Raw genomic sequence first — 21,495 nt, forward strand, 5'->3', positions numbered from 1 at the left:
CGATGCGCCACGCACTTCTTCAACGTCTTGGTCACGGGCTGCTGGTGCTGTGGGCCGCCTTTACCCTCTCGTTCGTGTTGCTCCAGTTACTGCCTGGCGACGCGGTGCTGATTAAATTTCAGAACCCGGACCTGGGCCTAAGCCCGGCGCAAATCGAGGAGATGCGCGTGGCCTACGGCGCGGACAGCCCGCTGTGGCAGCAATACGGCCACACGCTGCTGGCGATGCTGCGCGGAGATTTCGGCTACTCGTTACAGGCCGGGGTGCCGGTCAGCGAGCTGATTGCCAGCAATCTGCCGGATACCCTGAGCCTCGCCCTGCCCGCGTTTGTACTCGCGGTCCTGCTGGCGTTTGCGCTGGCCTTTGCATCGCGTCTGCCGGGTCTGCGCTGGCTGAGTAATACCCTCCAGTCTCTGCCGGTCCTGTTTATCTCCTTACCCACGTTCTGGCTGGGGATTGCCCTTATCCAGCTCTTTTCTTTCCAGCTGCGGCTGATCCCGGTGATTAACCCGACGCCGCTGCAGGGGCTGATCCTGCCGATCGTCACCGTCGCGATCCCGATCTCCGCCCCGCTGGCGCAAATTCTGATGCGCAGCCTGGACCAGGTGGCGATGCAGCCGTTTGTCGCCGTCGCCCGCGCCAAAGGGCTGAGTGAAACCGCCGTCCTGTGGCGCCACGTCACCGGCAACGCGCTGCTGCCGGTACTCAATATTGCCGGGCTACTGCTGGGCGAACTGATTGCCGGAGCGCTGATCACCGAAACCGTATTTGGCCGCAGCGGGCTCGGGCAGCTGACCCAGCAGGCGGTGAACAACCAGGACATCGCCGTGCTTCAGGCGGTGGTCATGATTTCCGCTCTCGGCTTTGTCCTGATCAATCTGCTGGTGGACCTGCTGATGCCGCTGCTGGATCCCCGTCTGCAAACCGTTACCGGAGGTGCATCATGAGCCTGGTCGATTACGCTGCCGCCGCGCGAAAACGCGTTCCCGGCTGGCAGGGCGTCGCGTGGCAGCCGGGACTGTGGCTGGCGTGGGCGGTGATTATTCTCGCGATTTTTGCTGCCGTAGCCCCCGGCCTGTTAACCCACTACAGCCCGATTGAGGGCATCGCCGGAGCGCAACGTCTGGCACCGCAGGCGGGCCACTGGCTCGGCACCGATCAGCTTGGCCGCGATGTTTACACCCGCATTGTGTATGGTGCGTCCCACTCCCTGAGCGCAGCGCTCGCTGCCGTCACGATGGGACTGGTGGTAGGCACCGGTCTGGGGGTTGTCGCCGGGGCGTTCGCGGGACGCGTCGAGTCTTTCCTGATGCGTTTTGTCGACGTGCTGCTGTCCATTCCGTCTCTGCTGCTCTCGCTGACGGTCATTATTCTGCTCGGGTTTGGCACCGTTAACGCCGCCATTGCCGTCGGCGTGGCCTCCATCGCCAGCTTCGCCCGCCTCGCGCGCGGTGAAGTGGTGCGCATCCGCCATACGGATTATGTCGAGGCGGCGTTTGGCAGCGGCGGGACGTTCCTGGCGGTCCTGTGGCGACATATCCTGCCCAACGCCTTAACCGCCGTCCTCGCCTTTGCCACGCTGCAGTTTGGTCAGGCCATTCTGGCGCTTTCCACGCTGAGCTTTCTCGGCTACGGCACCCCGCCGCCCGTTCCGGAATGGGGCTTATTGATTGCCGAAGGTCGTAACTATCTCTCTACCGCCTGGTGGTTAACTACCTTCCCCGGCGTGGTCGTCATCGCCGTCGTGCTTGCCACCAACCGTATCAGCCAGCAGTTCAGCGGAGGCCTGAAATGACCGTACTCTCGGTAGAAAACCTGACCATCAGCTACCGTACCGCGCGCCAGTGGCGCGAGGTGGTGCATAACGTCAGCTTCACCCTCCGACGGGGGGAAATGCTGGCCTTTGTCGGTGAATCCGGCTCCGGCAAAACAACCACGGCACAGGCGATCATCGGTCTGCTGGCGGATAACGCCCGACGCGATACCGGGAAAATCGTGCTCAACGGCGAGGAGATTAGCCGGTGGTCAGCGAAGCGTCTCGATACCCTGCGCGGCGCGCGAATCAGCCTGGTTCCGCAGGATCCGGGTAATTCACTCAACCCGGTGAAGACGATCGGCGTACAGGTCGGAGAAATTATTCAGCAGCACCAAAAGGTAACGGCACTCCAGCGCGACGAGCAGGTGCTCGCCCTGCTGACAAAGGTCGGCCTGAGCCATCCCGAACAGCGCATGAAGCAGTATCCGCATCAGCTCTCCGGCGGGATGAAACAGCGCGTGCTGATTGCCATCGCCATTGCCCTACGCCCGGATGTGATCGTCGCCGATGAGCCCACCAGCGCGCTGGACGTGACGGTGCAAAAACGCATTCTCGATCTGCTGGATATCCTGCGCCGGGAATCGGGTACTGCGGTTCTGTTTGTCACCCACGATCTGGCGCTGGCTGCCCAGCGCGCGGACAGGCTGCTGGTGTTTCGCAACGGCGAGGTTCAGGAGCACGGCGACACCGCCGACATTGTCCGCACGCCGCAGCACGCCTATACCCGTCAGCTACTGAGCGATCTCCAGGGCCAGCGCCTGACCATCGCCCCGGTAGCTGGCCTTCCGCTGGCGTCACCGGCCATTCGCGCCCGCGCCATCAGCAAACGGTTCTCGCTGGGCAAAGGTCATCACCTTCAGGCGCTGGATCGGGTGACGTTTGACGTCAGGCGCGGCAGCACGCATGCGCTGGTCGGAGAATCCGGCTCAGGAAAAACCACCCTCGCCCGTATTTTGCTGGGTTTTGAACAGGCGGACAGCGGACAGGTCATTATTGATGATATTGATGCCACCGACCTCAGCCGCGAGGCCCGACGCCAGCTGCGCCAGAAGATCCAGTTTGTCTACCAGAACCCGTTTGCCTCTCTCGACCCGCGTCAGACGCTGTTCGAGATCGTCGAAGAGCCCCTGAAGAATTTTTCTCGCCTGAGCAAAGCGGAGCGAAAGGTCCGGGTGGAGACCGTGGCGCAGCGGGTTGCCCTGCCCGTCGAACTCCTGAGCCGCACCGCCCGGGAACTTTCAGGCGGGCAGCGCCAGCGCGTAGCCATCGCCCGGGCGCTGATTCTGGAGCCGACTATTCTGGTGCTGGACGAAGCCACCTCCGCGCTGGACGTCACCGTACAGGCGCAGATTCTGGCACTGCTTCAGCAGTTACAGCAGCAGCTGGGATTAACCTACCTGTTCATCACGCACGATCTCTCTACCGTTCGCCGGATCGCCCACAGCGTCACGGTGCTGCGCAGCGGTCAGGTGGTCGAATACGGTGACGTCGAGACCTTATTCACGTCGCCACAGAACGACTATACCCGCGAGCTGATTGCCGCCATTCCCCATTTTTCACCCGCTACGGAGGAGTTCGCATGACGCGAAAACGCCTGGGATTTTTCACCCGCCTGCTTGACGACGCCACGCCAAAAGAGCGCTATCGTCTGGCAACCGAACAGATCCGCCACGCCGAACGCCATGGTTTTGACAGCGCCTGGATTGCCCAGCACCACTTCCATGAAAATGAAGGCGGCCTGCCGTCGCCGCTGCTGTTTCTGGCCCACGTTGCGGCGCATACCGAGACCATTCGGCTGGGGACGGCCATCATTACCCTGCCGATGGAAAACCCGCTGCGCGTGGCGGAAGATGCGGCAGTGCTGGATTTACTCGCCGATGGACGTCTCGAAGTCGGTTTTGGTTCGGGCGGCACGCCGACCTCTTTCCTGCCGTTCGGACTAACGTTTGAACAGCGCGGCGCGGCCTTTGCTGACCATTTGCATGTGATCCAGAGCGCCTGGCGCGGGGATTCGCTCACCCATCCGGATAACCACCTTTATCCGCCAGCGCCACAGCTGGCTGAACGGATCTGGATTGCCACCTTTTCCGTCGACGGTGCCGTTCGCGCCGCGCGGGCCGGCCACGGTTTGATGCTCTCCCGCACGCAGCCGCGCCCGGCAGACCAGTTGGATTTAACGCTCGACGCGATCCAGAATCCGATTGTGGATGCCTACCTTGAGGCACTGCCCGCCGGTATCGCACCGCGCATTCTGGCCTCCCGTACGGCATTCGTCGCCGACAGCGATGACTACGCGCTGAAGGTCGCCACGCCGGGTCTCACCAGGCAGGCCCAGCAGCATCGCGCTGCCGGACACGCGGTCAAAGGTGACACTGTCACAGATTTTCGTCGCCAGTTCGACGCCCATATCGGTTCGCCAGAAACGGTGCTGCATTCGCTGCAGGCTGATTCCGTTCTCCGGCGCGCCACGGACATCTCATTCCAGGTCCATTCGGTTGAGCCCACCCATCGCGACACGCTGCGCTCCATCGAACTGATCGCCGAACATATTGCCCCCTATTTACGTTGAGGAGAGACCTATGGCATTAAGTCACGACATTCTCGCCGAGCTGGCGGAAATTAAACCCGGTTCCCCTCTGGCAGAGGCGCGCGCCACGCGGGACGCCGCCACGCGCCACGCACAGGGCAGCTACGAAATCTTATTTACCCAGCAGGATAGCGATTTTGCGCTGGACGAGCGGTTCGCCGTCGCGGCAAAAGTCGCCCGGTGGCACAACGCGGAAGCGCTGGCGGCACACTATGCGGGGTTTGGCCTGGCGGACCCGACCTCAGGCCGTCTGACTCCGGCGCTGAATTTTGCGCGCCTGCTGACGTTCTCTCCCGTCGAAGCCACGCCGTCCGCGTTGACGGCGCTGACCCGGGCGGGCTGGAGCAAGGAAGGCATTGTTACCCTGGCGCAGCTTGTTGCGTTTATCAGCTTTCAGAGCCGACTCGTCGCCGGGCTGCGGCTGCTAAATGACAAGCCGGTGGTGGCAAGCGATGTGCCGGTGGCGGCAGGCATCTGGCATACAACCGCAACCACGGTCTCCGGGAAGACGGCTCCCGTCGCGTTCACCCAGCAGGAGCTGGGCTGGGAGCCGTGGATCGACGCCAAACCGCTGGCGGACTTCCATGATGACGAGGTTGCCGTTCTGGCGAAATTTGGCCATACCGATTCCGACTACTTCCGCCTGCTGGGGCGCAACCTGCCGGTGCTTGAACAGCGCACGTTGACCGATAAAGGGATTTTTTATACGCCGGGGGGGTTGCCGCGCGCCGAGCGCGAGCTGGCCGCAACGGTAGCCAGTAAAATCAACGGCTGCATCTACTGCGCCTCTGTCCATGCGCGTAAAGCCAGCCAGCTGTCAAAGGATGACGCGGCGGTAGAGGCTCTGCTGGCCGTGCGTCCGGGACGATCCCTGAGCGAGGGGCAATCTGCGCGCTGGCAGGCGGAAATTAATTTTGCGGCAGCGCTGTCGGTTACCCCGCCTGCCGCCACGCCGCTGCACCTCGCCGCTCTGGAAAAAGAGGGGCTGGACACCTTAGCCCAGCTGGACCTGGTGCAGTCCGCCGCGTTCTTCGCCTGGGCCAACCGCCTGATGCTGACCCTGGGTGAGCCCTGGCTTGCCTGAATGCAATCAGGCTAGCGCGCGAGCGTTAGCCTGAGCCTGTCTGGCCCGCAGGTAACCGTAGATCAACAGCGCGCTCATGGCCGAGAACGAGAGGAACGCCGCAGGCAGCGTGACGTAGCGCCAGCTAAAGCCGAGGGTAATCATCATCCCACCAAAGTACGCCCCGATCGCGCTGCCGAGATTAAACGCCATCTGCCCTCCGGCAGCCCCCAGCATCTCACCGCCCTTCGCATTTTGCAGAAGCAAAATTTGCAGCGGTGCAGAGAGCGCAAACAGCCCGGCACAGCAGATAAAGCCCATCACCAGCGAGGCCGTTTTCAGTTCGCCCAGGGCGAAAAGCAGCAGCAGCGAGGCGACAATCACCATATCGGTGATGGCCGCAATGCGCAGCGGGCTAAAGCGCCCCGAGAGCTTGCCACTCAGCAGATTGCCCAACACCATGCCAAGGCCCATCAGCATCATAATGGCCGTCATCATCCCTTCGGAAAAGCCAGAAACGTTGACCATAAACGGCTTAACGAAGCTGAACCACGCGAACACGCCGGCGTTACCGAACATGGTGGCGGCAAAAATCAGCCAGGGCTCAGGCTTCTTCAGGAACTGAAACTGCTCGGACAATTTGATTTCTGATTTGTCATGGATATCCGGCACCCAAAGCAGAACCGAGAGGATAACCAGCGCGTCGAAGGCAGCAATCAGGAAAAAGGTATAGCGCCAGTTAAATGCGTGCCCCAGCCAGGTCCCCAGCGGAACGCCCACCAGGTTGGCTACGGTCATTCCGGCGATCATCCCGGCCACCGCGACCGTCACTTTCCCCGGAGGTGCAATTTTGGAGAGGATTATCGCCCCGACGCCAAAAATGGCCCCGTGCGGAAAACCGGAGATCAAACGCCCCAGCGCCAGCCAGAAATACGACGTAGAAAACGTAAACAGGGCATTTCCGACTGCGCACATGGCAACCAGAAACAGCAGCGTCGTTTTTAACGAGAACTTGCCGGAGAACAGCGCCACAATCGGCGCGCCAATCACCACGCCGAAGGCATAAAACGAGATCATATTCCCGGCGGAGGGAATCGAAATACCGGTGTCATGCGCCAGCTCGGTTAACACCCCCATAATGCCAAATTCAGCCATACCCAGGCCAAATGTGCCAAGCGCCAACGAAAATATTGTCTTTTTCATGCCTCAACCACCGGTTAATCAATCGCGAGGGCATTATTAAATAATCTTGTATGGTGAGCCAGTTCAAATCAGCTGGCTGACACGTTAATCCATTAATTCAGGTGGATTACACTTCATAGTGCGGCCTCGCTTTTTCCACGCCGGACAACCTGAGGATGACAATCATGGGAAGCAAAAAGAAAACCCCTGTCGCTGTTGATGTCGTATCGAATGCCCCCCTTAAGACCAAAGAGTATGAAAAAGAGCTCCGCCGCCTGCACGTCGAACTGGTTAAGCTCCAGCAGTGGGTCGTCGCCAAAGGATTGAAGGTGTGCATTGTTTTTGAGGGACGCGACGGCGCCGGCAAAGGCGGCACCATTAAAGCGATCACCGAGCGCGTCAGCCCACGCGTGTTTCGCGTTGTTGCGCTTCCTGCCCCAACGGATAAAGAGAAAAGCCAGCTCTACTTCCAGCGCTATGTGCCTCACCTGCCCTCGGCGGGCGAAATCGTGATCTTCGATCGCAGCTGGTATAACCGCGCGGGCGTGGAGCGGGTGATGGGGTTCTGCACGGAGGAACAGGCGGAGAAATTTTTAGACGGCGCGCCGGTTATGGAAAAAGCGATGGTCGATGCCGGAATTATCCTGCTGAAGTACTGGCTGGAGGTGACCCCGAAAGAGCAGGAGCGGCGCCTGCGCGACCGCATTAACGATGGGCGTAAGATCTGGAAGCTGTCGCCGATGGATATTAAATCCTTTAACCTCTGGGACGAATACACCCGCGCGCGCGACGCCATGTTTGAAGCCACCGATACAGCCTGGGCACCGTGGTTTGTCGCCCGTTCTGAAGATAAAAAACGCGTCCGTCTGAATATTATTTCGCATCTGCTTTCGCAGATCCCGTATAAAGAAATTCACGTCGACAAGGTGGATTTACCGAAGCGCAAAATCGGCAAACTTAAACCCACGAAATACCCGTTCCGGTATGTTGAGGACCGGTTCTGATATTACTGGAAGGCGGCTCGCAGAATATAGATTACCAGGGGATACAGTATTGTTTTTTGTTGGCGGCGGTTGATAATGACCGCACCAACAAAGGAGATAACGATGAAACATACCACAGAAGCAGAGCTGGGCCAGAACATCACATCGCGTAAGCCCTTGTGTCATGCAGAACAAAACTCAACCAGGCGGCGGCAGCCATCAGAAGAGGATCGTGCATTTATACGGGCAATGAATGATTTTGTGGAGAAACACGGAACCATCACTGATGATGAGTTTTTCAGGGTGCTTTAATGCTGAGACAATTTAATGTTTACCGTAATACATCTGCGGCTACACGGGACAAACTTCCCTATTATATGCTCATTCAGGATGATTGTTATGATGATCTTGCCACACGCGTAATTGCGCCACTCGCGAGAAATAATAAGTTGCCGTTATGGCAGAGCCATCTGGCTCCGGGCGTAAATATCGACTTTGAAACGTTTCTGATTTATTCACCGATGATAACCAACCTTAACAACAACAAAATCAATCCTAAAGACTATGTTTGTAATTTACGTAACGCACGTCATGACGTTATAGCGGCAATTGATCGTTTATTGACTAACACATGAAGGCCCGCGCAAGCGCAGCGCCGCCGGGCAGAGCCGACGGCGCAGGTCTTACTTCATCCCTTCCGTACTTTCCTGTTTCGCCTCCAGCCGTTCCACATCACGATACCAGCGCGGGTGATGTTTCTGCGCCCAGCGGCGACTCACCTTCCCTTCAATCATCCCTTTGATCGACCCTTTAACCCAGAACGCCATATACATATGGATCAGGATGGCATGAATCAGGATGATGGCCGACGTCGCGTGAATTAGCAGCGCGTAACGCACTACCTGGATCGGGAAGTACTGTGCAAAATAAGGACGCCAGATCATCACCCCGGTCACCAGCAGCACAAAAATCATGCTCATGATGGTCCAGAACATCATCTTCTGTCCGGCATTGTATTTCCCCACCTTCGCGACTTTATGCTCGTTACCCTTCAGGACTTCGACAATCCCTTTCACCCACGGGATGTCCTGCTTGTCCGGAATATTGTGATGGACAAAGCGCACGAACATAAACATCAGCACCACGAAAATCAGCACGCCGAAGAACGGGTGCAGAATGCGCCCCATCTGCGGCGTACCGAAGGTTTCGGTCAGCCACTGCAGCGTCGGGAAGAAGAACGAAATACCGGATACCGCCACCAGGAAGAAGCAAATGACCACCGTCCAGTGACAGGCGCGATCGACAAATTTGGTGCGCACTATCATTTTCGACTTACTCATGATGCTCCTCCTCGTCGTCATCCACCTCTTTATTCGGGCCGATACCGATGTAGTGATAGATCAGCCCCGCAAAGGTGGCGATAAAGCCCGCCGCAGAGAGCGGTTTAAGCGCCCCTTTCCACAGGTTGATGGAGGTATCGATCGCCGGATCTTTCGGCAGGTTGTGATACAGCTCCGGCTGGTCGTTGTGATGCAGCACGTACATCACGTGCGTGCCGCCCACGCCCTGCGGGTTGTAAATGCCTGCCTTGTCGTAGCCGCGCGCTTTCAGCTTGTCCACGCGCTCTTGCGCCACGTCGAGCATCTCTTTTTTGGTGCCGAAGTGGATCGCACCGGTCGGACAGGTCTTCACGCAGGCAGGCTCCTGCCCGACGCTGACGCGGTCCACGCACAGGGTGCATTTGTATACCCGGTTATCCTCTTTATTGAGGCGCGGGATATTAAACGGACAGCCCGCGATGCAGTAGCCGCAGCCAATGCAATTATCCTGCTGGAAGTCGACGATGCCGTTGGCGTACTGAATAATGGCGCCAGCAGACGGGCACGCCTTCAGGCAGCCGGGATCTTCACAGTGCATACAGCCGTCCTTGCGGATCAGCCACTCCAGCCTGCCGTTCTGGTCGGTTTCGCTAAAGCGCATCACCGTCCAGGATTTGGCGCTCAGATCCGCCGGGTTATCGTAAACCCCGACGCAGTGCCCCACCTCGTCGCGGATATCGTTCCACTCCGAACAGGCCACCTGGCAGGCCTTACAGCCCACGCAGGAGGAGACGTCGATAAGCTTGGCGACCTCTGCCTTATAGTCCCGCGCGCGGGGCGCGGGGGTGATCGGGTTGGTCGCGGAGCGTTTAATAATGTCTTGTGTTTCCATCGCCATTTAATCGCTCCTTACGCTTTCTCGATGTTGACCAGAAACGCTTTGTACTCCGGCGTTTGCGAGTTGGAATCGCCGACGTTTGGCGTCAGGGTGTTGGCGATATAGCCTTTCTGCGCCACCCCTTCAAAGCCCCAGTGCAGCGGAATACCGACGGTTTCCACCTGCTGGCCGTGCACGTTCAGACTTTGCAAACGACGGGTCACCACCGCCACGGCGCGAATAAAGCCGCGCTTGCTGCTCACCTTGACGCGATCGCCGTTGGCAATGCCTTTCGCCTTCGCCAGCGTTTCGCTTATCTCCACAAACTGTTCCGGCTGCGCGATGGCGTTAAGCCGCGCGTGCTTGGTCCAGGTGTGGAAATGCTCGGTCAGGCGGTAGGTCGTCCCCACGTACGGGAATTTGTCCTTTTTGCCTAAGCGCAGCACGTCCTCTTCGTAAATGCGCACCACCGGGCTTGAGACCACGTTCGGGTGCAGCGGGTTGGTCCCCAGCGGCGTTTCCATCGGCTCGTAGTGTTCCGGGAATGGCCCTTCTGCCAGCTTGTTGAGGGCGAACAGGCGCCCCAGCCCTTCCGGCTGCATGATGAATGGCCCGGTGTTGCTGCCCGGCGCGGCGGTGTTGTAGTCTGGAATGTCGTTCCCCGTCCACTTCGCCCCGTTCCACTGGATCAGCATGCGCTTCGGATCCCACGGCTTGCCGTTCACGTCGGCGGACGCGCGGTTGTACAGCACGCGACGGTTCAGCGGCCACGCCCATGCCCAGCCCAGGGTGTTGCCCAGGCCTGACGGGTCAGCGTTATCGCGGTTGGCCATCTGGTTACCCTGCTCCGTCCAGCTGCCGGTGTAGATCCAGCAGGACGATGCCGTTGTCCCGTCATCGCGCAGCAGCGCAAAGCTGTTCAGCAGCTGGCCTTTTTTCGCGACCAGGTTGCCGCTCGCGTCATACAGATCCGCCAGCGCCACGCCGTTGTTCTCTTTCGCGACTTCCTCAGACTCAGGACGATCCGGCTGCTTGTAGTGCCAGCTCATCTTCAGCAGCGGCTCCGCGCCTTTGCCGCCTTCGGTGCGGTACATTTCGCGCAGACGATGATAAATGCCGGCCAGAATTTCGCCGTCGTTACGCGCTTCGCCCGGTGCATCCTGCCCTTTCCAGTGCCATTGCAGCCAGCGGCCGGAGTTGGCAATAGAGCCGTCCTCTTCCGCAAAGCAGGTGGACGGCAGGCGGAACACTTCGGTCTGAATCGACGCCGGATCGACATCGTTGGATTCCCCGTGGTTCTGCCAGAAGGTGGAGGTCTCGGTCACCAGCGGATCGATAACCACCATGTACTTCAGCTTGCTCAGGCTGCGCACGACTTTGTTTTTATCCGGGAATGACGCCACCGGGTTAAAGCCCTGGCAGATATAACCGGTGACGTCGCCCTTATCCATCATGTTGAAATACTTGATGACGTCGTAAGCCTGATCCCACTTGGGCAGCCACTCAAAGCCCCAGTCATTCTCCTTCTGCGCCGCGTCGCCGTAGAAGGATTTCATCAGGCTGACGTAGAACTTCGGATAGTTGCTCCAGTAGTTCACCTGGTCCGGCAGCGTTGCTTTTGGCGTATTAGCTTCAAGATACGCTTGCAGACTGGCCTGCTTTTCCGACGGCAGCGTCAGGTAGCCCGGCAGGCTGGTGGAGAGCAGGCCGAGATCGGTTAAGCCCTGAATGTTAGAGTGTCCGCGAAGGGCGTTCACGCCGCCACCGGCCATCCCCATGTTGCCGAGCAGCAGCTGGATCATCGCCATGGTACGGATGTTCTGCGCGCCCACGGTGTGCTGCGTCCAGCCCAGCGCATACAGGAACGTGGTGGTTCTGTCAGCGGCGCTGGTGGAGGCCAGCACCTCGCACACCTTCAGGAAGTCCGCTTTCGGCGTGCCGCAGATGTTCTCCACCACGTCCGGCGTATAGCGGGAAACGTGCTGCTTCAGAAGGTTCCACACGCAGCGCGGATGCGTCAGCGTTTCATCCCGCATCGCATAGCCGTTTTCATCGAACTGATAGTTCCAGGACGTTTTGTCGTACTGGCGTTTTTCAGCGTCATAGCCGCTGAACAGCCCGTCATCGAAGGCAAAATCATCCCGCACCAGCAGGTTCGCGTTGGTGTAATGCTTAACGTAGTCCGCGTTAATTTTGTTGTTTTCGATCAGGTACAGCAGCACGCCGGAGAGGAACGTAATGTCCGTACCGGAGCGGATCGGCGCATAGATATCCGCCACCGATGCCGTACGCGTAAAGCGCGGATCGACGACGATAAGCGTCGCATCGTTGTTGTTTTTCGCTTCCATCGCCCAGCGGAATCCCACCGGATGGGCTTCAGCGGCGTTACCGCCCATCACCACCACGACGTTGGCGTTTTTAATATCAACCCAGTGGTTGGTCATCGCACCGCGACCAAATGTTGGAGCAAGACTTGCTACCGTTGGTCCGTGTCAGACGCGCGCCTGGTTGTCTACCGCCAGCATGCCGAGAGAGCGCACAAACTTTTGCGTCAGCATGCCGGTTTCATTGCTTGCCGCAGATGCGCACAGCATCCCGGTAGAGAGCCAGCGGTTGACCGTCACGCCCTGCTCGTTCTTTTCAATAAAGTTGGCGTCACGGTCGGCTTTCATCAGTTTTGCAATACGGGAAAACGCCTCATCCCAGGAGATGCGCTGCCATTTGTCGGAGCCCGGCGCGCGGTATTCCGGGTAGCGGAGGCGGTTTTCGCTGTGGACATAGTCCAGCAGTCCCGCCCCTTTCGGGCACAGCGCCCCACGGCTCACCGGATGATCCGGATCCCCTTCAATATGGTAAATCGCTTCTCTGGCGTTCTTCGCGCCATCGCCCAGGCTATACATCAATAGCCCACAACCCACGGAGCAGTATGTGCAGGTGTTACGGATCTCTTTCGCACGCAGCAGCTTATAGTTGCGTGCCTGAGCCAGCGCCATTTTGGGAGCAAATCCCAGCATTGCGGCTGTGGTTCCGGCCATACCGCCCGCGCAGATTTTGAAAAATTGTCTGCGGCTGACGTCCATTGTTGTCCTCGTTATCTGATAAGACTTCGCGCCGCAAACTAACATTAAAGCCCCTGTTTTTTTTGCGTCAAATCAAGGTCGCCTGACGTCGCCCCCTTAATAGTCACCGCTGCCGCGTTTGAATACCCCTTAAGGGTTAAACACGTAAGAGAATAATTCGCGACAGGGTCAGAATTAATGCTATACATTTTCCCTGTGATTTTATTAGCGATGAAAACGTAATGGACAGAAAGAGAGCAACGCTCACGGGGCTGGCGGCAATACTGCTATGGAGCACAATGGTGGGCCTGATTCGCAGCGTAAGCGAGGGGCTGGGGCCCGTCGGCGGCGCGGCGATGATTTACACCCTCAGTGGGTTATTGTGCCTGGTAACGGTAGGATTTCCTGATATTAAACGTTTTTCACCCGGGTATCTTATTGCAGGCAGCGTACTGTTTGTCAGTTATGAAATTTGTCTGGCGCTGTCGTTAGGCTATGCCGCCACGCGAGCGCAGGCCATAGAAGTCGGTATGGTTAATTATCTCTGGCCGAGCCTGACGATCGTCTTTGCTATTTTATTCAACGGACAGAAATCAACGCTGTGGGTCGTCCCCGGTTTAGCTATCGCTCTGCTCGGCGTGTGTTGGGTATTAGGAGGTGAGCAAGGATTACACATTGATGAAATAATCCGCAATGTCGTCTCTAATCCCCTTAGCTATACGCTTGCTTTTGCCGGAGCATTTATCTGGGCCGCCTACTGCACCGTAACCGCCAAATTTGCCAAAGGGCAAAACGGTATTACCCTCTTTGTTTTGCTCACTGCGCTGAGCCTGTGGGTGAAATATACCATTAGCGATCAGCCAGAAATGGTGTTCAGCTTTCCGGTTATCGTGAAGCTCGTTATGTGCGGCATTGCGCTTGGGTTTGGCTATGCAGCATGGAATATTGGCATTCTGCACGGTAACGTCACGGTGCTGGCTGCCGTATCCTATTTTACTCCCGTGCTCTCCGCCGCGCTTGCAGCCGTGCTGCTAAGCTCCCCCCTCTCTTTTTCGTTCTGGCAGGGCGCGCTGATGGTCTGCGCCGGGTCATTGCTCTGCTGGTACGCTACACGAAAATAGGGTTCAGATTTATGCCGGGTTCGATTAAATCCGGCAGAAAAATTAACATAAATTTAATATGTGATCACATCGTAATATATTAATCAGAACATTAGTGCATTTGTTGATGTTCTGTTTATATTAGCTTCCTTCGTCAATTCCCCCGGCATCAAATTGACATAACCTGACACCGCTGCGTAACTACTTCCCTGCGAATATTACCGCTCTTAATAACACGGAATGCAATAATATTCGCCATCATGGTTGCCAAAAAAATAAACTCATACTGATTAAATAATCGCCACAACATTTTATTCAGGCGTCATTAACCCGATCTCGATCACACTAAATGAAATTATTACTCATATTTTGAAACTTATTATTGAAAGACAACTACAAGATTTTTAAAAATAGCACGCCGTTGACGAACAGCCTCGTTTAGAAATCGTTCGCGATGGTTCAGGAAATACTGAAAAAAATTATAAGGAATATTTAAGATGAAACTTAAATTAGTTGCAGTGGCAGTCACTTCCATGTTGGCAGCAGGCGTTGTAAACGCAGCTGAGATTTATAACAAAGACGGTAACAAGCTGGATCTGTACGGTAAAGTGACAGGTCTGCACTATTTCTCTGATGACGCAGGCGCAGACGGTGATAAAACCTACATGCGTATCGGCTTCAAGGGTGAAACCCAGGTTAACGACCAGCTGTCCGGTTACGGCCAGTGGGAATACCAGATTCAGGGTAACAAGGACGAAGGCGACAACCAGTCCTGGACCCGTGTGGCCTTCGCAGGTCTGAAGTTCGCTGAAGCCGGTTCATTCGATTACGGTCGTAACTACGGCGTGATTTACGACGTGACCTCCTGGACCGACGTTCTGCCAGAATTCGGCGGTGACACCTACGGTGCCGACAACTTCCTGCAGTCTCGTGCAAACGGCGTGGCAACTTACCGTAACCAGGACTTCTTCGGTCTGGTTGACGGCCTGAACTTTGCCCTGCAGTACCAGGGTAAAAATGGCAGCGTAAGCGGTGAAAACACTAACGGCCGCAGCCTGCTGAACCAGAACGGCGACGGCTACGGCGCGTCTCTGACTTACGATCTGGGTGAAGGCTTCAGCGTCGGTGGTGCAATGTCTTCCTCTCGCCGTACCGCTGACCAGAATGCGGCTGGCGTATACGGTGAAGGCGACCGCGCTGAAGTGTACAGCGGCGGCGTGAAGTACGACGCGAACAACGTTTACCTTGCCGCGCAGTACTCTCAGACCTATAACGCAACCCGTTTCGGCACCTCTAACGGTAACCGCAGCGACATCTACGGCTTTGCAAACAAGGCGCAAAACTTCGAAGTTGTGGCTCAGTATCAATTCGACTTTGGCCTGCGTCCATCCATCGCTTACCTGCAGTCTAAAGGTAAAGACATCGAGAACTTCGGCGACCAGGATCTGGTTAAATACATTGATGTCGGCACCACCTACTATTTTAACAAAAACATGTCCACCTACGTGGATTACAAAATCAACCTGCTGGATGACAACCAGTTCACTCGCCAGGCAGGTATCGGTACCGACAACATCGTTGCGCTGGGTCTGACCTACCAGTTCTAAGATTTGTCAGTACAAAAGCCAGCGTAACACGCTGGCTTTTTTTATCTTCCGCTTTTACCCGACAGACAACTCCCCGCCTGCCGCCCGACGCAGCCAGGTTTGCAGCAGCTTGCCGTCTTCGGTCATCTCTGAATCTGAGCGCACGCAGAGGTAATAATCGCGCCCGTCATCAATCGGTAAGTCAAATATCTTGACCAGCTCGCCGCTCTCAAGATATGGCGCAATCAGCGGCTCACGCATGAGCGCACATCCCAGCCCGGCCTGAACGCCCGCCAGCGTCAACAGCCCGTCTTCAAACAGCGGGCCGCTGCGCCGGAGTGGACGTTTTACCCCCTGCAACAAAAACCATTGCGTCCAGCTAGTACGTTCTTCATCGTGCAGCAGCGGCATTTGCAGCAGCTGTTCAGGCGTATCGATATGTCCATGAACGCGCAAAAACGCGCGGCTGCACACCGGCACCATCTGGCCGGAAATCAGCTTTTCACTCTGATACCCCGCCCACTGCCCGTTACCAAAACGAATCGACATATCCGACGCGTCGCTCAGATAGTTACGGTGGTTGGCATACACCACGTTGATCTCGGTTTGGGGATTGGCGCGCATGAACGCAGGCAAGCGCGGGATAAACCACCCCATACCAAAAAGCGGAATCAGGCTGATGGTGACCTGACGCGTTTGCGCCTGCTCCGCCAGGTGCTCCGTCGCCTGGCGCAACACGTTAAAGGCCGCACGGATCGAGCGGTAATATTCCCGCCCGTGCTGGCTCAGCACCAGCCTGCGTCCCTGACGTTCCGTGAGCGGCATTTGCAGGTATCCTTCGAGCACCTTGAGCTGATGGCTGACGGCCGACGGAGAGATATCCAGCTCCTGCGCGGCCAGCGTGACGCTCCCCAGCCTGGCGATGGCCTCGAATGCACGTACGGCCCGAAGCGGCGGATCGTTTGCCAGGCGGCTCTCTGCAAACACCGTCAGGCTCGTCAATTGTTCTGTTTTATTCATATGTTGATTTCTTTAGGCTTTTCACCCAAAAGCAGGCATTAACTATTTTCATATAAATCATAAACATAAAACAATATTTATTTATCATAAGAAATAATAGATGCGTATTTTACAATTTAATTCATTTATTGGATGGTAGCCGCAGAACGAGCACTTTGCGGGTACAGACGTTGGATACACTCATACAACAACTGATCAACGGTGTGATGCTAGGAAGCATCTACGCGCTGATCGCGCTGGGCTATACCATGGTGTATGGCATTTTGCGCATTATTAACTTTGCCCACGGCGATATTCTGATGGTCGGCGCGCTCACCACGCTCTCCGCCATTAACGCCCTGAATAGCACCTTCCCGCATATGCCGCTGCTGTTGCAGCTCGGCGTTGCCCTGATGATTGCCATGGCCGTTTGCGCCCTGCTGGCCATGGCCGTGGAGCGCTTTGCCTACCGTCGACTGCGCAACGCTCCGCGCCTGGCGCCAATGATCTCGGGTATCGGCGTCTCCGTCCTGCTGCAAACCGTGGCGATGATTATCTGGACGCGCAACCCGCTGATGTTTCCGCAGATCCTGCCCATGGATCCGATTACCGTGACGTCAGGAAGTGAAATGCACCCGCCCGCCATCGTGACCGTTACCGGTATTGTCACCGTGGCGCTGGCGCTGGCGGTGATGACCGGGCTGTGGCTGCTGGTGGAATACACCCGCCTGGGGCGCGGCATGCGCGCCGTGGCGGAAAACCCGCGCGTGGCCACGCTGATGGGGGTTAACCCAAACGCCATTATCACCCTGACGTTTGCGATTGGCGGGGCGTTTGCCGCGCTGGCAGGCGTAATGATGGCCAGCAACTACGGTAACGCCAGCTTCTCGATGGGCTTTTTACCCGGGATCAAGGCCTTTACCGCCGCCGTGCTGGGGGGCATTGGCAACATTCGGGGTGCCATGATTGGCGGCATCCTGCTCGGCATTATCGAAGCGCTGGGCGCAGGCTACCTGGGTGAACTGACCCACGGTGTATTTGGCAGCAACTATCAGGATGTCTTTGCCTTTATGGTGCTGATCCTGGTGCTGGTCTTCCGTCCGGCTGGCCTGCTGGGCGAGCGCGTAGCGCACAGGGCGTAAGGAATACCATGACAACACTTCAAATTCAGGCCCCGGCGACGACGCGCAAATTCTGGTCAGGCATGAGCCTGTTCTGCCTCGCGCTGCTGATTGCACCCGTGGTGGCCACGCAGCTCGGCGGCAACTACTGGGTGCGCGTTATCGACTTCGCCCTGCTCTACATCATGCTGGCGCTCGGGCTCAATATTGTGGTCGGCTATACCGGCCTGCTGGACATGGGCTTTATCGCCTTTTACGCCGTCGGCGCCTACCTCGCGGCACTGATGGCCTCCCCACACCTGCTGGAGGTGTTTCCGATCCTCGGCGTCTGGTTCCCGGACGGGCTGCACACCTCGTATCTGCTCATTATTCCGCTGGCGGCCCTCGTGGCGGCAGTCTGCGGGATTTTACTCGGTGCGCCAACGCTGAAGCTGCGCGGGGACTACCTGGCGATAGTGACCCTCGGCTTTGGCGAAATTATCCGCATCCTGATGCGCAACCTCGACCGTCCGGTAAACATCACCAACGGCGCAAAGGGCATTACCGGGGTAGATACGCTGAACCTGTTCGGCCTGAAGTTTAGCGGCGTCTATCACTGGTTTGGTTTCAAAGTGCCCGCCCTGTGGCTGTGGTACTACCTGCTGATGCTGATGATTGTAGCGATTATTTTTGTCTGCCTGCGCCTGCAGCATTCCCGTATTGGCCGCGCCTGGCACGCCATCCGCGAGGATGAAGATGTGGCCCGCGCGATGGGCATCAACGTGCGTAACTATAAGCTGCTCGCCTTTGCGATGGGCGCCTCCTTTGGCGGCATAGCAGGTGCGCTTTTCGGCGCGTTTCAGGGCTTTGTCTCTCCGGAATCCTTCACCTTACAGGAATCGATTGCCGTACTGGCGATGGTGGTGCTGGGCGGTATGGGGCACATACCGGGCGTGATCCTGGGCGCGGTACTGCTTACCGCCCTGCCGGAACTGCTGCGCAGCCAGGCAGCGCCGGTTCAGCAGGCGCTGTTCGGTACGGTACTGATTGACCCGGAAGTGCTGCGCCAGCTGTTTTACGGTCTGGCACTGGTGCTGGTCATGCTGGTGCGCCCGTCAGGCCTCTGGCCGGTACGCCACAAGGGGGTGAAGGCATGAGCCTGTTAACCGTACGCAACATGTCAAAACGCTTCGGCGGGCTGACTGCCGTAGATGACGTTTCGATTACCGTGAACAGAGGGGAAATCTACGGGCTGATTGGCCCCAACGGCGCGGGAAAAACCACCTGCTTTAACCTGATCACCGGGCTTTATCCGGCGGACAGCGGTGAGTTTTCGATTGCCGATAAGCCCTACTTCCCAAAGCACATAGAGAAAGTCACCGCCGCCGGGATTGCCCGCACCTTCCAGAACGTGCGCCTCTTCAACGAGATGTCGGTGCTGGAAAACGTGATGGTGGGCCGCCACGTGCGCACCCGTAACGGCCTGTGGGCCGCGCTGAGCCGCCATAAACGCGCCCGCGACGAAGAGAAGCAGACCCGCGAGCTGGCCTGGCACTGGCTGGACTATACCGGCATTGCGCAGTTCGCCCACTATCGCGCCTGCGATCTGGCCTATGGTCATCAGCGTCGCCTTGAAATCGCCCGCGCGCTGGCGACGGATCCGCTGCTGCTGGCGCTGGACGAGCCCGCCGCCGGAATGAACGCGGCGGAAAAAGTGGCGCTCGGCGAGCTGCTCATCCGCATCCGCGATGACGGCAAAACCCTGCTGATGATTGAACATGACGTCAAGCTGGTGATGGGCATCTGCGATCGCCTGACGGTGCTTGATTACGGTAAAACGCTCGCCAGCGGTACGCCGGAAAGCGTGCGGCGCGATCCGGCAGTGATCGCCGCCTGGCTTGGAGGTAACGCCCATGACTGAATTACTGAAGGTAGAACGCCTGGACGTGCATTACGGCGGCATTCAGGCCGTACGCGATGTCTCCTTTACCTTGCACGAGGGCGAACAGGCTACGCTGATCGGCGCTAACGGCGCGGGGAAAAGCTCCACCGTGCGCGCCATTACCGGGCTGGAAAGCTTTAGCGGCAGTATTGAATTCAGCGGTAAGCCGGTCCGTAAACAGAGCCCGGAGACCCTGCTTCGCGACGGACTGGTCATGGTCCCGGAGGGCCGCGGGATCTTCTCCCGCATGACGGTACTGGAAAACCTGCAGATGGGCGCCTGGCTAAGACGTGACACTGTCACCATTAAGCGCGAGATGAACGAGATTTTCGAACGCTTCCCGCGTCTGGGCGAGCGCCAGCATCAGCTTGCCGGGCTGTTGTCCGGCGGCGAGCAACAGCTGCTGGCCCTTAACCGCGCCCTCCTCAGCCGCCCGCGCCTGCTGATCCTCGACGAGCCGTCGATGGGCCTTGCCCCGAAGATGGTCGAGAACATATTTGCCGTTATTGCCGGGCTGCGCGAGCGCGGCGTCGCCCTGCTGCTGATCGAACAAAACGCCCGGCTCGCGCTGGAAGTGACCGACAGCGCGTGGGTGATGGACAGCGGCAGCATTGTTCATCATGGCGAATCGACAGCGCTGCTTAACGACGAACAGATTGCACACATTTATTTGGGCGAAATACCCGTTTAACCACACCAGCCAACATCAGGGAAATACAATGAAAACAGTAAAAATCAGCGCGCTCAGCGCCGCTATTCTGCTCGGCGGTCTTGCCTCAACGTCCTCGTGGGCCGCCGACGGTGAAACCGTGGTTATCGGTCTGGCAGGCCCGCTCACCGGCCCGTCCGCCCGTATCGGGAAAGATCTGGAGAACGGCGCGCAGCTGGCCATTGACGACATTAACAAGCAGCATCCGACCATCGGCGGCAAAGCGGTCACCTTCAAACTGCAGTCCGAAGACGATCAGTCTGACCCGCGCACTGCCGTAGCCGTCGCGCAGCGTCTGGTGGACAGCGATGTGGCGGGCGTGGTCGGCCACTGGAACACCGGCACCAGCATTCCAGCGGCCCGCGTTTATCACGATGCAGGCATCGCCCAGGTGGCACCGGTCGCGACCGGTCACGCCTATACGCAACAAGGTTTTGATACCAGCTTCCGCGTGATGGGACACGACGATGACGGCGGCCAGCTCGCCGGTCAGTACGCGGTTAACACCCTGAAAGCCAAACGCATTGCGGTGATCGACGACCGTACCGCCTTTGGTCAGGGGCTTGCAGACCAGTTTATTAAATCGCTGGAAGCCCAGGGCGTGAAAATTGTCGACCGTCAGTACGTGGATGACAAAACGGTCGATTTCAGCGCCGTGCTGACCGCCATCCGCAGTAAAAACGCCGATCTGATCTTCTTCGGCGGCGTCGACAGCCAGGCCGCACCGCTGGCTCGCCGCATTAAACAGCTGGGCATGAATGCCACGCTGATGGGCGCAGGCGGATTCGTCAGCCAGACGTTCCTGAAGCTGGCGCAGAAAGAAGGCGAAGGCGTTGTGGCGCTGGAGCCGGGCCTGCCCGTTGACCAGATGCCGGGTGGAAAGGCATTCGAACAGGCCTACCAGGCCCGCTACCACACCCATATCGAACTGCACGCCCCGTTCGCCTATGACGCCACCCGCGTGCTGGTTGCGGCGATGGAACAAGCAGACTCCGTTGAGCCATCAGACTATCTGCCCGCCCTGCGCGCCATCAGCTATTCCGGCGTTACCGGACAGATCGCGTTTGATAAAGAGGGCAACCTGAAATCGCCGTCGTTCACGGTCTATAAGGTTGTCGACGGCAAATGGCAGCCGCAGACCGTGCTGGGCGGCGCAAAAGCGAAGTAACGCAG

The 21,495-nt window shown here is 57.9% G+C and carries 20 protein-coding genes; 15 read left to right on the forward strand and 5 right to left on the reverse strand.

What is annotated here, in order from left to right; translation table 11 throughout:
• Window positions 1-2: 2 nt before the first annotated feature.
• Genes IM313_RS10940 through IM313_RS10960 form a run of 5 tightly spaced genes read left to right on the forward strand, consistent with a single transcriptional unit; the run spans window position 3 to window position 5,487 of the window.
• Window positions 3-947: an ABC transporter permease gene (locus IM313_RS10940; RefSeq protein ID WP_192971112.1), complete on the forward strand. Its 945-nt coding sequence runs from the start codon at window positions 3-5 to the stop codon at window positions 945-947.
• Window positions 944-1,795, forward strand: coding sequence for an ABC transporter permease (locus tag IM313_RS10945; RefSeq protein WP_192971113.1), 852 nt, complete (start codon window positions 944-946; stop codon window positions 1,793-1,795). The genes IM313_RS10940 and IM313_RS10945 overlap by 4 nt, the downstream gene beginning before the upstream one ends.
• Complete coding sequence (locus tag IM313_RS10950) at window positions 1,792-3,399, forward strand: ABC transporter ATP-binding protein (RefSeq protein ID WP_192971114.1); 1,608 nt, start codon at window positions 1,792-1,794, stop codon at window positions 3,397-3,399. Before IM313_RS10945 ends, IM313_RS10950 begins: the two co-directional genes overlap by 4 nt.
• Window positions 3,396-4,385 carry a putative FMN-dependent luciferase-like monooxygenase gene (locus tag IM313_RS10955; protein ID WP_192971115.1) on the forward strand — a complete coding sequence of 330 codons (990 nt, stop codon included), beginning with the start codon at window positions 3,396-3,398 and terminating at the stop codon, window positions 4,383-4,385. Before IM313_RS10950 ends, IM313_RS10955 begins: the two co-directional genes overlap by 4 nt.
• Window positions 4,386-4,395: 10 nt before the next feature.
• The gene (locus IM313_RS10960) at window positions 4,396-5,487 is read left to right on the forward strand and encodes an alkylhydroperoxidase domain protein (RefSeq protein ID WP_192971116.1); all 1,092 of its coding nucleotides are present in this window, start codon (window positions 4,396-4,398) and stop codon (window positions 5,485-5,487) included.
• A gap of 6 nt (window positions 5,488-5,493) precedes the next feature.
• Here IM313_RS10960 and araJ read toward each other — a convergent pair whose 3' ends face one another.
• Complete coding sequence (gene araJ / locus IM313_RS10965) at window positions 5,494-6,669, reverse strand: MFS transporter AraJ (protein WP_192971117.1); 1,176 nt, start codon at window positions 6,667-6,669, stop codon at window positions 5,494-5,496.
• A gap of 164 nt (window positions 6,670-6,833) precedes the next feature.
• Between araJ and ppk2 the strand changes: the two genes are divergently transcribed.
• The 3 genes from ppk2 to IM313_RS10980 all read left to right on the forward strand — a co-directional run bounded on the left by ppk2 (window position 6,834) and on the right by IM313_RS10980 (window position 8,266).
• Window positions 6,834-7,652 (forward strand): polyphosphate kinase 2, encoded by an 819-nt coding sequence (gene ppk2 / locus IM313_RS10970; protein ID WP_192971118.1) that lies wholly within the window; start codon window positions 6,834-6,836, stop codon window positions 7,650-7,652.
• 102 nt (window positions 7,653-7,754) lie between these two features.
• A complete protein-coding gene (locus IM313_RS10975; protein WP_045260590.1) occupies window positions 7,755-7,943 on the forward strand; it encodes a type II toxin-antitoxin system CcdA family antitoxin in 189 nt (62 codons plus the stop codon).
• Window positions 7,943-8,266 carry a CcdB family protein gene (locus IM313_RS10980; protein ID WP_048999653.1) on the forward strand — a complete coding sequence of 108 codons (324 nt, stop codon included), beginning with the start codon at window positions 7,943-7,945 and terminating at the stop codon, window positions 8,264-8,266. Before IM313_RS10975 ends, IM313_RS10980 begins: the two co-directional genes overlap by 1 nt.
• 48 nt (window positions 8,267-8,314) lie before the next feature.
• Here IM313_RS10980 and fdnI read toward each other — a convergent pair whose 3' ends face one another.
• The 3 genes from fdnI to fdnG are packed head-to-tail and all read right to left on the reverse strand — an operon-like array spanning window position 8,315 to window position 12,907.
• Window positions 8,315-8,971, reverse strand: coding sequence for a formate dehydrogenase-N subunit gamma (gene fdnI, locus IM313_RS10985; RefSeq protein ID WP_028013252.1), 657 nt, complete (start codon window positions 8,969-8,971; stop codon window positions 8,315-8,317).
• Window positions 8,964-9,848, reverse strand: coding sequence for a formate dehydrogenase subunit beta (gene fdxH, locus IM313_RS10990; protein WP_045260592.1), 885 nt, complete (start codon window positions 9,846-9,848; stop codon window positions 8,964-8,966). The genes fdnI and fdxH overlap by 8 nt, the downstream gene beginning before the upstream one ends.
• A gap of 11 nt (window positions 9,849-9,859) precedes the next feature.
• Entirely contained in the window at window positions 9,860-12,907 is a 3,048-nt protein-coding gene (fdnG, locus tag IM313_RS10995; RefSeq protein WP_192971119.1) for a formate dehydrogenase-N subunit alpha, read from the reverse strand.
• A gap of 221 nt (window positions 12,908-13,128) precedes the next feature.
• Here fdnG and yddG point away from each other — a divergent pair, with 221 nt between their 5' ends.
• Together yddG and IM313_RS11005 are read left to right on the forward strand one after the other, a co-directional pair.
• The gene (gene yddG, locus IM313_RS11000; RefSeq protein WP_028013255.1) at window positions 13,129-14,007 is read left to right on the forward strand and encodes an aromatic amino acid DMT transporter YddG; all 879 of its coding nucleotides are present in this window, start codon (window positions 13,129-13,131) and stop codon (window positions 14,005-14,007) included.
• A 476-nt stretch (window positions 14,008-14,483) separates the two neighbouring features.
• Window positions 14,484-15,593, forward strand: coding sequence for a porin OmpC (locus IM313_RS11005; RefSeq protein WP_028013256.1), 1,110 nt, complete (start codon window positions 14,484-14,486; stop codon window positions 15,591-15,593).
• Window positions 15,594-15,647: 54 nt separating this feature from the next.
• Here the strand turns inward: IM313_RS11005 and IM313_RS11010 are convergent, their stop codons facing one another.
• A complete protein-coding gene (locus IM313_RS11010; protein ID WP_048999749.1) occupies window positions 15,648-16,592 on the reverse strand; it encodes a LysR substrate-binding domain-containing protein in 945 nt (314 codons plus the stop codon).
• A 170-nt stretch (window positions 16,593-16,762) separates the two neighbouring features.
• Here IM313_RS11010 and IM313_RS11015 point away from each other — a divergent pair, with 170 nt between their 5' ends.
• Genes IM313_RS11015 through IM313_RS11035 form a run of 5 tightly spaced genes read left to right on the forward strand, consistent with a single transcriptional unit; the run spans window position 16,763 to window position 21,490 of the window.
• Window positions 16,763-17,713: a branched-chain amino acid ABC transporter permease gene (locus IM313_RS11015; RefSeq protein ID WP_048999750.1), complete on the forward strand. Its 951-nt coding sequence runs from the start codon at window positions 16,763-16,765 to the stop codon at window positions 17,711-17,713.
• An 8-nt stretch (window positions 17,714-17,721) separates the two neighbouring features.
• Window positions 17,722-18,828, forward strand: a complete 1,107-nt coding sequence (locus IM313_RS11020; RefSeq protein ID WP_192971120.1) for a branched-chain amino acid ABC transporter permease — start codon at window positions 17,722-17,724, stop codon at window positions 18,826-18,828.
• Window positions 18,825-19,592, forward strand: a complete 768-nt coding sequence (locus IM313_RS11025; protein ID WP_048999753.1) for an ABC transporter ATP-binding protein — start codon at window positions 18,825-18,827, stop codon at window positions 19,590-19,592. Before IM313_RS11020 ends, IM313_RS11025 begins: the two co-directional genes overlap by 4 nt.
• Window positions 19,585-20,304, forward strand: a complete 720-nt coding sequence (locus tag IM313_RS11030) for an ABC transporter ATP-binding protein (RefSeq protein WP_192971121.1) — start codon at window positions 19,585-19,587, stop codon at window positions 20,302-20,304. The genes IM313_RS11025 and IM313_RS11030 overlap by 8 nt, the downstream gene beginning before the upstream one ends.
• A 28-nt stretch (window positions 20,305-20,332) precedes the next feature.
• On the forward strand, window positions 20,333-21,490 hold the full coding sequence (locus IM313_RS11035; RefSeq protein WP_192971122.1) for a branched-chain amino acid ABC transporter substrate-binding protein: 1,158 nt from the start codon (window positions 20,333-20,335) through the stop codon (window positions 21,488-21,490).
• The last annotated feature ends 5 nt before the right edge of the window (window positions 21,491-21,495 follow it).

Origin of the sequence: Enterobacter cloacae complex sp. P2B, assembly GCF_014895985.1 — a bacterium.
GTDB lineage: Bacteria > Pseudomonadota > Gammaproteobacteria > Enterobacterales > Enterobacteriaceae > Enterobacter > Enterobacter bugandensis.

Bases quoted from the DNA above. Each gene is read 5' to 3' on its own strand.
- IM313_RS10980 (WP_048999653.1), top strand. From the start codon at position 7,943: ATGCTGAGACAATTTAATGTTTACCGTAATACATCTGCGGCTACACGG.
- fdnI (WP_028013252.1), bottom strand. From the start codon at position 8,971: ATGAGTAAGTCGAAAATGATAGTGCGCACCAAATTTGTCGATCGCGCC.
- IM313_RS11025 (WP_048999753.1), top strand. From the start codon at position 18,825: ATGAGCCTGTTAACCGTACGCAACATGTCAAAACGCTTCGGCGGGCTG.
- IM313_RS10960 (WP_192971116.1), top strand. From the start codon at position 4,396: ATGGCATTAAGTCACGACATTCTCGCCGAGCTGGCGGAAATTAAACCC.
- IM313_RS11030 (WP_192971121.1), top strand. From the start codon at position 19,585: ATGACTGAATTACTGAAGGTAGAACGCCTGGACGTGCATTACGGCGGC.
- IM313_RS10950 (WP_192971114.1), top strand. From the start codon at position 1,792: ATGACCGTACTCTCGGTAGAAAACCTGACCATCAGCTACCGTACCGCG.
- IM313_RS10945 (WP_192971113.1), top strand. From the start codon at position 944: ATGAGCCTGGTCGATTACGCTGCCGCCGCGCGAAAACGCGTTCCCGGC.
- IM313_RS10940 (WP_192971112.1), top strand. From the start codon at position 3: ATGCGCCACGCACTTCTTCAACGTCTTGGTCACGGGCTGCTGGTGCTG.
- IM313_RS11005 (WP_028013256.1), top strand. From the start codon at position 14,484: ATGAAACTTAAATTAGTTGCAGTGGCAGTCACTTCCATGTTGGCAGCA.
- IM313_RS11010 (WP_048999749.1), bottom strand. From the start codon at position 16,592: ATGAATAAAACAGAACAATTGACGAGCCTGACGGTGTTTGCAGAGAGC.
- fdxH (WP_045260592.1), bottom strand. From the start codon at position 9,848: ATGGCGATGGAAACACAAGACATTATTAAACGCTCCGCGACCAACCCG.
- ppk2 (WP_192971118.1), top strand. From the start codon at position 6,834: ATGGGAAGCAAAAAGAAAACCCCTGTCGCTGTTGATGTCGTATCGAAT.
- yddG (WP_028013255.1), top strand. From the start codon at position 13,129: ATGGACAGAAAGAGAGCAACGCTCACGGGGCTGGCGGCAATACTGCTA.
- araJ (WP_192971117.1), bottom strand. From the start codon at position 6,669: ATGAAAAAGACAATATTTTCGTTGGCGCTTGGCACATTTGGCCTGGGT.
- IM313_RS10975 (WP_045260590.1), top strand. From the start codon at position 7,755: ATGAAACATACCACAGAAGCAGAGCTGGGCCAGAACATCACATCGCGT.
- IM313_RS11020 (WP_192971120.1), top strand. From the start codon at position 17,722: ATGACAACACTTCAAATTCAGGCCCCGGCGACGACGCGCAAATTCTGG.
- IM313_RS11035 (WP_192971122.1), top strand. From the start codon at position 20,333: ATGAAAACAGTAAAAATCAGCGCGCTCAGCGCCGCTATTCTGCTCGGC.
- IM313_RS10955 (WP_192971115.1), top strand. From the start codon at position 3,396: ATGACGCGAAAACGCCTGGGATTTTTCACCCGCCTGCTTGACGACGCC.